7 protein-coding genes are annotated in these 12452 nt (G+C 35.4%); 4 read left to right on the forward strand and 3 right to left on the reverse strand.

Annotated elements, in window-relative coordinates; genetic code table 11:
• The first annotated feature begins 136 nt into the window (after nt 1–136).
• Both ACQ76T_RS21575 and ACQ76T_RS21580 read left to right on the forward strand, forming a co-directional pair.
• Nucleotides 137–2203 carry a S41 family peptidase gene (locus ACQ76T_RS21575; protein ID WP_431345265.1) on the forward strand — a complete coding sequence of 689 codons (2067 nt, stop codon included), beginning with the start codon at nt 137–139 and terminating at the stop codon, nt 2201–2203.
• A 150-nt stretch (nt 2204–2353) separates the two neighbouring features.
• Nucleotides 2354–4672 carry a GAF domain-containing protein gene (locus ACQ76T_RS21580; RefSeq protein WP_431345266.1) on the forward strand — a complete coding sequence of 773 codons (2319 nt, stop codon included), beginning with the start codon at nt 2354–2356 and terminating at the stop codon, nt 4670–4672.
• Nucleotides 4673–4684: 12 nt separating this feature from the next.
• On the opposite strand, the gene ACQ76T_RS21585 is transcribed toward ACQ76T_RS21580, so the two are convergent.
• Nucleotides 4685–5854 (reverse strand): Pycsar system effector family protein, encoded by a 1170-nt coding sequence (locus tag ACQ76T_RS21585; RefSeq protein WP_431345267.1) that lies wholly within the window; start codon nt 5852–5854, stop codon nt 4685–4687.
• Between the two features lie 26 nt (nt 5855–5880).
• Here ACQ76T_RS21585 and ACQ76T_RS21590 point away from each other — a divergent pair, with 26 nt between their 5' ends.
• Together ACQ76T_RS21590 and ACQ76T_RS21595 are read left to right on the forward strand one after the other, a co-directional pair.
• Nucleotides 5881–9597 carry a metallophosphoesterase gene (locus ACQ76T_RS21590; protein ID WP_431345268.1) on the forward strand — a complete coding sequence of 1239 codons (3717 nt, stop codon included), beginning with the start codon at nt 5881–5883 and terminating at the stop codon, nt 9595–9597.
• Between the two features lie 315 nt (nt 9598–9912).
• Nucleotides 9913–10632, forward strand: a complete 720-nt coding sequence (locus ACQ76T_RS21595; RefSeq protein WP_431345269.1) for a hypothetical protein — start codon at nt 9913–9915, stop codon at nt 10630–10632.
• 88 nt (nt 10633–10720) lie between these two features.
• Here the strand turns inward: ACQ76T_RS21595 and ACQ76T_RS21600 are convergent, their stop codons facing one another.
• Complete coding sequence (locus ACQ76T_RS21600; RefSeq protein WP_431345270.1) at nt 10721–11539, reverse strand: hypothetical protein; 819 nt, start codon at nt 11537–11539, stop codon at nt 10721–10723.
• 37 nt (nt 11540–11576) lie between these two features.
• Complete coding sequence (locus tag ACQ76T_RS21605) at nt 11577–12449, reverse strand: hypothetical protein (RefSeq protein WP_431345271.1); 873 nt, start codon at nt 12447–12449, stop codon at nt 11577–11579.
• Between the last annotated feature and the right edge of the window lie 3 nt (nt 12450–12452).

Below are 12452 nucleotides of genomic sequence, written 5' to 3' on the forward strand. Positions count from 1 at the left end.
TTGTGATGAATAAGTACCTTTTTTCAATGTCTTTGATTATAAAAGCAGAATAAAAGAAATTCCAAAAGAAAATTTTGATATATTTAAATACAATAAAACTTTCACTTATCCGATCTTATTTCAAACTAAAAAACTAATGACCTCTCCACTTCTCAAAAAAATTTCTCTCTTCTTTCTTTTCGCTTTACTCTTTTTGAACTGCAAATCTCAAAATAATATCGATTACAATTTCGGCTTCGAATCTAATATTCATAACAGCAAATTATCAGATGGCTGGTTTTCCTGGGGAAACAATACCAGTCAATCATCTTCAGAAATATTTCAGTCTGGAAAAAAATCAGTTCTGGTTCAGTCGGAAGAGATGAATACCCAAGGAGGAATCGCTTACGTACTCTTTAACAAATACAAAGGAAAAGAAATAACCCTTGAAGGTTATATTAAAACAGAGAAGACAGATCATACCGGTTTATTTATTACCTTCGGAGAAAGTGAGGAAAATATTCTTCAGTCAAAAGATGTAAAAACACAAACCCTGCAAGGAACATCAGACTGGAAAAAATATATGGTCAGTCTTCCATTTAACAGCAATTCAGGAAAAATCGTGATCGGAGGTTTTCTTAAGGGAAAAGGAAAAGTATGGTTCGACAATTTTAAGGTTTATATCGATGGCAAAAATGTGGAAGAAATATTTCCCAATGATCTTTCTCAATCGCCCGATGAATTCTTTGTAGATTCTCAGTTTAGAATCGATAGTCTCAACAATAGACAAATCACCAATTTGTATCAACTAGGAAAAACATGGGGATATATAAAATATCACAGTCCATTCATTTCAAAAGGGGAAATTAACTGGGATTATGAACTATTCCGTTTCCTTCCCAATATCAATTCAAACAATTTTAACTGCTTACTGTACAGCTGGAGTACATCTTTCGGAAGCGGCCTAAAGACGTTTAATAAAGAAAATCATTATATCGATTTTGTTCCTGGTGAAGGGAACCCCGTTTTTAAAAATGAAGAATCATATCCACGAATGAAGTGGGATGACGGCGGAATGAAACTTCTTTCTTTATTCCGTTACTGGAACTGTATTAATTATTTCTTCCCTTATAAAGATCTTATCGGAAAAAACTGGGATAATGTTTTGAAAGAATATATCCCTAAGCTCATTCATACCAATGATGAACTCACTTATAAACTTGCCGTATTGGAATTAACAAAAGAGATTAATGATTCCCATGCAGGAATTTATACATTTGGAGATATTGTTGATGAATTTTATGGATTTAATACCGCCCCTATAGCAACAAGATTAATTGATGGGCAGCTGGCCATTACTTACATCGATACCAAGAAAACCTCAGCCAATCTTTCTATTGGAGACATCATCACAGAAATAGACCACAAAAAAATCAGTGATCTTCTGAAAGAGAAAGCAAAATATATCCCAGCGTCCAACAACTCATCACTTCTTCGGTATGTAAATGATTATATCCTGAAAACCAACAACGACTTTACTACATTTTCTCTAAAAAAGGCTAACGGAACAACCGCAACGATTTCTATAAATACGGTTCCTAATGAGACTTTTCTCGAAGAAAATACAATTCCTGTTTATAAAGAAATAGATCAGAACATTGGCTATATCTATCCTGCTGTCATCACAGAAAATGAGATGCAGACTGTCATGAAAAAATTCAAGAACAAGAAAGGAATTATCATTGATCTCCGATGCTACCCTAAAGCATTTACAACTTCTGTCATTTCAGAATATTTCTTCCCTGAAGCAAAAGAATTTGCACAAATAAAGGCCACATCATTACAATATCCAGGGACATTCAAAATCACAGAACAGGCCAGAATAGGAAAAAAGAACACCCATTATTACCAGGGGAAAGTCGCTATTTTAGTTGATGAATATACACAAAGTGCATCAGAATTTCTTGCGATGGCCTTACAAACGGCTCCCCAATCTGCCGTTATTGGCTCTCAAACTGCTGGTACCGATGGAGATGTTTCCTCAATAGATCTTCCAGGTTCTATGAGTACTTCTATAAGTGGATTAGGGATCAGTTATCCGAATGGAAAACATTCCCAGAGAGCAGGAGTTTCCATTGATATTCAGGCTCAACCCACTTTAGAATCACTACGTAAAGGAGAAGATCCACTTGTTCAAAAAGCCGTGGAATTTATTAATCGGTAACACAAAAATAATTCACGGTAAAAGACTGCAACAAATCGTAAAATACGCTGTAAAATATTTCAGAATATCTGTAAATTTTATACAATAAAATAAAATTTCTACAATATCAATATTCTGCATTTTTCATAACTTTACTTTAAATTTCAGCTTTTGGCCAATCTTTATAAAAAAGACTCTCCTTTTCAGGTTTTTATATCATTCAATAAATATTTGGATGTGCTGGAGCATATTCGGTACAACGACCGCCTGGAGTACAGAGTTAGCTATGCTGAGTCTTTGATAGAGAGTACCCGAAATTTCAAAGAGTTTAAAGAAGGGTTTCAGGATACCAGTCTTTTAGAAAAAAATGAAGACCTCATCAGGCTTCTTCTTGCTGATCTTTTCCCAATAGGGCTTACAAAGAACGAAATAAAGGCAGCCAGTATTCCTCTTTCCAATCTCACGTTCAACTATACCGAAAGGTTTAAAGATATTCTGAAAGATGCCGGAAAAGACTTTGAAATAGAATTAAGAAATATCAGTGATAACGAATTTTATGTTTTCTGCTGTTGTATCATTCTTCAGAGTTATTTTAAAAAAGATATCAAAAGTACCATTCCGCTTTATTATGACATCCCGAACAAACAGGGGATCATGAAGCATTATAAAATTACGGTAAACTCAGATTTCACTGAAATTTTCCCTACAGAGGAAGCCAAAATTCCGGAGAATGATGTTCTGGATATGCTGTTGGAAAACCTGGATGACTTTAAACTGTGGAAAAAATATTTCCCTTCTGAGTCATGGATATTAAAAGGGTTTACCATTATTTCACTGGTAGACTGTACTTCTGAGGTCGCTCTGTCTGATCTCAAATCAAGCATGATAGAGATTGATCCTGAGAATCTTAATCCGAACGAAAATCTGACAGAAATCTTCAAGTCTTATTTTGATGTTCCTGAACTCAATTTCGGATTGATGACGTTCAACAAAAAAGAGCAGAAACTGGATAAGCTCCCTATTTACGAAAGTCTTCTTACGAATCATATTCTCGATTTCTGGATCAATACATTTGATGAGGAAACCAGGAAGACAACGTTCAACAATTTGAGTCACAATTCAAAATCCATTGTGGTTTCCAATGTGAACAATCTTGATGAGAATGTAAAAAAGCTTCCTTCTTTCAGTATTTTAAAAGATAATAATGTAAACAGCTTCATGGTAATTCCTATCATGAAAGATAATGAGCTTCTTGCTATTATGGAATTCACATCTCCTATTGCAGGCAGTTTCAATGGCTTAAAGCTCAAAAAAATGGAGTTTTTTACCGACATGATTCTTTTCTCGCTCAGCAGATTTTATTTTGAAAAAAATTATCAGATTGAAGCGATTATACAACGTGAATATACCACTATTCACGACAGTGTGGTGTGGAAGTTCAGAAATGAAGCTGAAAAATATTTTACCGCATCGCTTGGAAGAAAAATACACACTTTAAAGCAAATCACCTTTAAGAACCTTACTCCGCTCTTTGGGGTATCAGACATCCGTTCTTCTTCAGAGAAACGTTTCAATCTGATGCTTAAAGATCTTAATCAGCAGATTGAAGCACTGAACAGCATTTTAACACTTACCAACTCAGATTCCGAGAAGTTTCAGCTGGCTCTGGATGTTTTTGAAAACGAGCTGAACAATGAGATTAAAGCCGATACCGAGCAGCGTTTTCAAAGACTCTTACGGGAAGAAATTCATCCTTTTCTGCAGGGAAAACTGGAGGTAAGAACCTCTAGAGAAACTAAAACGAAGATAAAAGAATATTTCTCACAGCTTCTGCCTCAAACAGATTTGTTTTATAGCCATAGAAAAAATCTGGATGACTCTATCACGCTTCTCAATAGAAAATTTGCTGATATGTTGGATGAAAGCCAGATTAAAGCTCAGGAAATTTTTCCACATTATTATGAAAGATTCAAATCTGACGGTGTGGAACACAATCTCTACATTGGTCAGTCAATTGCCCCGGATTTGCATTACACCGCGAAAGTAGTTCATAAACTCCGATACTGGCAGCTGAAAACCATCTGCAAAATGGAGGTAGAATTTCAGTCTTTTAAAATGAATCTTCCTATTCAGCTTGATATTGCCTCACTGATCTTCGTTTATAACGAAAAAATTGATATCCGCTTCAGAATGGACGAAAAAAGGTTTGATGTAGACGGAGCTTACAATTCCTATTATGAGATCATCAAAAAACGTCTGGATAAAGCCCATATTAAAGACTCTCAGGAAAGAATAACAGCCCCGGGAAAAATTACCATCGTTTATTTTGGAATGGAAAACCAGAAAGAATACCTGGATTATATCTCCAAGCTGCAAAAGAAAAAAATTCTGCAGCATGACGTCGAATTCCTAAAAGTAGAAGACCTTCAAGGGATTACAGGATTGCTAGCGTTGAGAGTTTCAATCTGCCAGAATGAATCTGTAAGTTAATTTTTTATCCGTTTAAAGACTCAGAAAAGCTACTCCAAAAGACAACACGGAAATAATAATTCCGGCCATAAAGATCTTATAGGTAATAGATAAAAGCTTATACTTTCTTTCAAGAACTTTTCCCAGATAGTAAAGGTCTTTCACCATCGAATCGTAGATATAATCCCTGTCTTTGATCAAATCTTTCATTGCATTATGATAATCATCAAATATCATCTGTTGAAAGTTCCCGAAGAACAGTAGGTTTACTTTTCTGTTAGCAATATCCTGTGCTGTAAAAGTCGTTTTGGTGACATTCGGTTTTGTGGAAAGGATAGCAAAAATAATTGTCAGAACACTTGACAGCAACAATATAAAACTTGGAAGAATCAAATGGGAGTTTTTCGGTGCATCCAACTTCGGAACCAACACAGAAAGACAAACCGAAATAATGATTGCGTTTACAGAAAGCAGAATATTGGCTTTACTGTCTGCGATATCACTCAATCGGGTATGGTTGTTAAGCGTAACTCTGAATAAGGTATCTACACTTCTGTCTGACTTTTCTTTATCTTTCTTCCCTTCAGAATTGTCTTTTTTATCCTCTTCTTTTTCTTTGCTCAGCTTTTTTTCTATCTTTTTGATATTTTTCTTTTTCAGAGGTTCCCAGTTTTCTTTAGCGTAATCGGTATAAAAAGTGTGCTTATTTTTCAGCATATCAAGATTACCGGCATTCCACTCATCATTGGAAAAACATCTGAAATTGGTAAGTTCCCACTCTTTTCTCAGAGCATCAGAAATATCATTATAATCGTGACCCGCAAAATGACTGAAATCTGCATCTTTTACAATTTTCTCCAGTAAAGTCTGAGGAACATACGTAATTTTAGTCGCAAGAATAAGCTTTTCAACATCCTGGATATAACTTTCAGGATAATTCTCTTTTTGCAAAAATTCCCTCATTACTTCTACCCCTTTCTCCTCGTGGTTCTGCGCACACTCTATATAACCGGTATCATGGAACCATAAGGCCACCAGTACCTTCTCCTGATCCTCTTCCGAAACAGGAGTATTCTTCATGATTTCCTCTGCCTTATTGACAGTGTAGGCAGTATGAATAAAATTATGATAAAAATATACTGAAGATAACTTATCTTTGAATAAGATTTCAACATAATTTTTAGCTTTGTGTAGAATGCTCATTCCTGAATTTTTGTTAATGTAAATTTATGAATTTATCCTTTAAAACTCATCTAAAAAATACTTCTATTGTTCTGAGAACAGTAATGTCTGCCGGAGTGCTTTATTCCTGCGCTACATATAACGTACAAAAGGGCAAAAACTTATACGAAGTAAAAGATTCTGACATAAAATCTGAAAATGATTTTAAACTTTTTCTGATTGGAGATGCCGGAAATGCAGATGAACCTCAGGCTCAAAAAACGCTAAATTTACTGAAAAGTAAGCTGGATTCGGCAGACAGCAATTCTATGCTGATCTTTCTGGGCGATAATGTCTACCCTAGTGGAATACCGGAAAAAACTGACAAAGATTATGCTTCCGCAAAGCAAAAGCTGGAAAATCAGCTCGCCATTACCAAAAATTTCAAAGGAAAAACGCTAGTTATTCCCGGAAATCATGATTGGTATAACGGACTGGAAGGTCTTAATAGCCAGGAAAGTCTTGTAAAAAAATATATTGATGATAAAAAGGCTTTTCTACCCAAAAATGGCTGTCCTATTGATGATATTACTATTTCCAAGGATATTAAATTAATCGCTATAGATTCGGAATGGGTCATTACCAACTGGGATAATCATCCTGGAATCAACAAAAACTGTAATATCAAAACCCGTGAAGATTTTTTTACTGAGTTTAAAGATCTCATTATTAAGAATCAGGGGAAACGAATTATTGTAGCATTGCATCACCCGATTATCAGCAGCGGTACTCATGCAGGGTTCACTGCTGCAAAATCACATCTTTATCCGTTCAACAGTAAAGTCCCTTTACCGGTTATTGCAAGTGCGGTGAATATTTTGAGAAGCTCTTCAGGAGCGAGTCCTGCCGATCTCAACAATCAGCATTATGCAGATCTTGCTAACAGGATAAAAAGTATTGTTCAGGATAAAGAAAATATTATATTCGTTTCCGGACATGATCATAATCTTCAGTACCATGAAGATGAAAATTTAAGACAGATCATTAGTGGTGCCGGTTCAAAAGTAGATCCATCCACTATTGTAGAGCATACTGATTTCTCTTATGGAGGAAGCGGCTTTGCAGTATTGAATATAAGAAAAGACCAAAGTACGGATGTGGAATACTTTTCCACAAAAGATAATCAGACCAAAAAGCTCACTCATATTTCCGTTATGTCAAAACCGGATGTGTTTGTGAATAATTTTCCTAATAGTTTTCCGCCAACTATTTCTTCAACCATTTATCCGGTAGCTCTTACAGAAAAAAGGAAATTCTACCGATGGCTTTGGGGAGATCATTACAGAAAATATTATGGGATTCCTATTGAAGCTCCTACGGCTAATTTATCAGAACTGAATGGAGGATATAAACCTTTCAGAGAAGGTGGAGGAAACCAGTCCAACAGTTTAAGACTGAAGGCACAGAACGGCCAGGAATTTGTAATGCGTGGGGTGAAAAAAAGTGCGATCCGTTTCCTTAATAATATGGCTTTCCAGAAAAGTACATTGGGGGAGGAACTTGCCGATACATTTCCTGAGAAATTCTTATTGGATTTCTACACGACCAATCACCCGTTCACTCCGTTTACGATTGGCAACATGTCAGAAAAACTGAATATTCTGCATAGTAATCCCAAACTTTATTACATACCCAAACAACAGGCTTTGGGAAGATATAATGAAAACTATGGGGATGAAATGTATATGATTGAAGAGCGTTTTTCTTCGGATCCGAAAACACTGGCTTATCTTGACAACGCTAAAGATATTGTCTCTACGGATGATGTTTTAAAAAACCTTACGAAGAGTTATAAATATTCTGTTGACCGGGAATCTTATATCAGAGCGCGTTTGTTTGATATGCTGATTGGTGACTGGGACAGACATTCTGATCAGTGGAAATGGGCAGAATATGAAGTGGGTGATAAAGTCGTTTACAAACCAATTCCAAAAGACAGAGATCAGGCTTTCAGTAAATATGACGGAGCTGCATTCAAACTAATCATGAATGTCCCTGCTATCCGCCATATGAAAACCTTTACGGAAGATATCAGCAGTGTAAAATGGCTCGCAATGGAACCTTATCCGATGGATCTTGTCTTTTTAAAATCCTCTACTCCAGAAGAATGGGAAGCTCAGGCTAAATATATTCAGGAACATCTGACGGATGCAGATATTGATGATGCCTTTCATAATCTGCCAAAAGAGGTACAGGACGAAACCATTGCCGATATTCAGAGAAAACTGAAAATACGAAAAACGAAACTTCAGACGTATGCTTCTCAGTATTATGATGTTCTTCAGGTAAAAGTTCCTTTGGCAGGAACCGTAAATCCTGATAAGTTTGTCATTACAAAAAATGGACATTCAGTACTGGTACAGCAATACAAATTAGGCAAAAATAAAGACAAGAATGAACTGGTTTTTGAAAAAACCTACCATGATTCGAAAACAAAAGAATTGTGGATCTATGGCCTGGAAGACGATGACATTTATGAGGTTGTAGGCAAAGGAAGACCTAAAATGAATATCAGGCTGATTGGAGGATACAATCATGATGTATACAATGTAGCAGACGGAAGAAAGGTAAAAATTTATGATTTTGCATCTCAAAAGAACACCTATAATTCTCATAATGCTACCAAGAATATCACCAATGATTACGACATTAACAGTTATAATTATAAGCATCCAAAATATAATTCAGTAGCGGGTTATCCGAACCTGGACTATAACCCGGATGATGGTGTTATTGTAGGGGTTTTGGCTAATTATACGGTCAATAATTTCATTCGTGATCCTTTTACTCAGAAACATAGTTTAAAAGCCAATTTTTATACGGCAACGGCAGGATTCAGTCTTACGTATAAAGGGATATTCAAAAAAGCAATTGCCGGATGGGATCTAAATCTGGATGCTTTTTATACCACTCCAAGATTTTCACAAAACTTCTTCGGTCTTTCTAATGAAAGCCCTTATGATAAGGAGGATACGGAAAGAGAATATAACAGGGCCAGAATTTCTATGTTTAATTTTTCTCCTTCTATTACCAAAACAAGTTGGATGAACCTGAGCCACCAGTTTCAACTTAGCTTTGAAGATAATAAAGTACAGCATAAAGAAGGGCGTTTTATCAATCAGTCTCCGGATGTGAAACCTGAGGTATTCAACAGCCAGCAGTTTGTAGGAGCTAATTATACATTCGGATATAAAAATGCAGATAATACAGCCTTCCCTACCCTTGGCTTGGAATTCATGCTGAATGCAGCCTGGAAAGCTACCGTATCTGACTTCAACAATAATTTTGTGACGTTAAAAGGTAAGCTGGCGATTGATCATAGAATTGATAAAAAAGGAATTTTTGTATTCGCCAATTCCAGTAATGCCATGTGGATCAATAATAACAATTTTGAGTTCTATCAGGCGGCTTCTATAGGAGGAAATAACGGAATGAGAGCATTCAGAAATGAAAGGTTCTCAGGAAGGTCTTACTTTGTCAATAATTCGGAGATCCGTTGGGACTTTGGAAGAATAAGAAACAATATTGCACCGGCTAACCTGGGAATTCTTGTTGGGTATGATGTGGGACGTGTATGGAATGATGGTGAATATTCCAGAAAATGGCATCAATCTGTAGGGGCCGGGCTATGGCTGAGCATTGTTGAGATGATGTCTGCAAGGCTTAATTATTTCTATGGTTCAGATGGAGGAAGGATTTCTGCAGGAGTGGGAATGAATTTCTAAATTGTTGCGATCACTCAACATAACTTACATTTATTTCACAATTCAGGTATCAGGGAAGCCATCAAAACAGGCTCAATAACAAAACATTATATTCAGTTACTAAAAAAAATCAATTTAAATAAAATTTAACAATCCCATTTGAAATTTGAATATTTTCATCCATAAGATGAATATGACTTTTATACAAAAGTCATAGTTGAAAGATTATCGTCTATAAGCATCCATAGATTAATATTTTTAATATCTGTCAAAAAAATAAGGTATCTGAAAAAAATTATATTTGCTTAAAATTATTCGATAAAAAACAACTTTAAGATGAAAAAAAAGCTATTGTATATGGCATTATTTGTCATGTCCGAAATCATAAATGCACAAGTAGGAATACACACCGCCACTCCTCAACATTCTTTGCATGTCAATGGTTCTCTTCAGGTCGTAAAAGATCTTAATGTGGGCGGCAATGCTGAGACAAAAGGAAATTCCGGTAACAGAGGAGAATTTTTAATGTCAAACGGAACTGGCAATGCACCCATATGGAAAACAATAGAATCGGAAAACTTTCTGAAAGTAGTTTTTGTAGGAAACAAAACAAACATCAATCCCAGTAGTGGAAGTTATACAGGAACGCACAATACTCCGGTAAACACGCATGAAAGCTATTCACAAACCTATATTTTCAATGTAAGCAATAAAATTGATAATACCTATATCACTTACAGTACCAGCACAGGATTATTCACGGTAGTTAAACCTGGTTTTTACAATATTGTACCCTATATTACTTATGACCTCAGCTTAAATGGTAATGGACAAACTGCGGGGACAGCCAATTCCTATATTCAGAAAGTGTCTCCCACTCTTACAACGCTCTCCGGAATCTCTACAGGGCATGGAGAACGTACTTTAGGCCTGAATCATAATCTATCGAGTATCAATTTTTTTTCTACCGGGGAAACCTTTAGAATACGTTGCCGTTATACTCAAAACTTTAGACTTTCAAGTGGTAATATTCATATTTCATACTTGACGCCTTAGATCATCTTTACCATTCAATCACTTCAATTATATATACTTTCCAAACAAAATCCACAGAAAATTTTCTGTGGATTTTGTCTTATTGTATTTATTGAAGAGGAAAATATAATAATACCTGCCCGTTGCTATCATAGTTATAAGTCCAGTGGCTGTTCGAATATCCCGGAGTTCCTACAATCCCACCGTTGGCTTCAGTTGGAAAATATTGACTAACCGTTTCTTTGCCCCTGAAATTATTAGCAGATAAGCTTTTCTCAAAAAGTTCATCATTAACGAGATAAAACTTTTTAAATGCATTTTTTGCGTTATCAAAATCAGAATAAGTAGTGGTAGTTATTTTATGATCAATATTACCAGCCCTTTCTAGGAATTCTTTTTTGGTAAGATTATTTTTTGCATCAAAATAATAGGTGGTAAAATATTCCCAGGCGCCAGATTTCATATATACTTTTATTGTATTCTCACTGTACGTATAGATATTAGTAAATTCTAATTCGGCAGGGTATGCATTATTATTATAATTATAGTAATGCTCAGCCTTAGCTGGTCTGCCGTTTTCCAGGGTGTAGGATACTGATTTATATCCTACAGTTTCTTGTGGTGCCTCAAAGTAGTTCACCAGAACTTTATTATTACTGTATGTGAACTGTGTAAGGACATTAGGATTGAAGTAACTAATGGGACTTGAGAAAGGATAAAATTTCCCCATTATATTCTTTAAACGTCCATTTTCATAAGTAAGCTTATAATATCTGTCATAAATAGCCATACTGTTCGGATAATCCATTAAAAAAACATATGCTTTGTCGGGTTGTAAATCTTCTGATGGAGTTTCATTGATAACATCATCATCAGTACTGCAGGAAAATAAGCTTAGGCCAAGTAAAATGTAAAATATTTTTTTCATAGTCATTTAATCGACCACAAAAATAACAATATCCTTCCTAAAAAGGAAATGTATAGACATACCCACCTTCATTTTTACCCTTTTCATCGGCAATCATTAAGGTTTTATTATCATAGAAAACAATGGCTTCTTTCTGAGAATTGTGATGCAAAGGGATCTTCTGAATCTTAGATGTATTGAAATTGTCTGCAGTAAACCCTGTAAGAACATGGATATTTTTATGACTTAGCAAGACAATTTTATCTTTTGTATTGTTGATGGTGGCAGAGGTAACAGCAGCATCATTGTAACCTCCTTCAAGTTTTAAAGTTCCTATAAGCCTGGCTTCGAAATTTCCTTCTTTATTGGGTACTTTGAAGACAAGAAAAGTTCCATCAAACCCTTTGCTTCTGTTTTTAGTAAAAAGATAGAAACTGCCATTCATTTCAACAAAAGCTTCGCAATCATAAAGTAATTTTGATTTCTTTGGTGGAAATTCTGTCTGTCCTTGATAATGAAATTTTGTAGTCTGAACAACTTTTGTTGTGGTTTGTGTAATATCTTTCAGATCCGTTTTTAAAATAACAAGGTCCTGTCTGTCATTATCATTATTACCGAAATCTCCTATGTAAATATTACCTTGGGAATCTGAAATAATATCTTCCCAGTCTGTATTTTCAGAATTTTCAACGGGAACTTTGGCTACCAGATCTCCTTTATCATTCATCCCGTATATGGCATTCTTATTCCCACTATCTTCAATTACCCAAATCGTCTTTTTGTCTTTTGAAAGGGTAATTCCTGATACTTCCTTCAATTTTTTAGGTAAGGCGAACTGTACTTTTAGTTCATCACTTTTAGCAGGTGAATTCTGAGCTTTTGGATTACAGCTCAATAAAAACAAAGCAGGTAAAATAAGAAAACGTAGCATATT

Source organism: Chryseobacterium sp. JK1 (assembly GCF_050632815.1).
Lineage (GTDB): Bacteria > Bacteroidota > Bacteroidia > Flavobacteriales > Weeksellaceae > Chryseobacterium.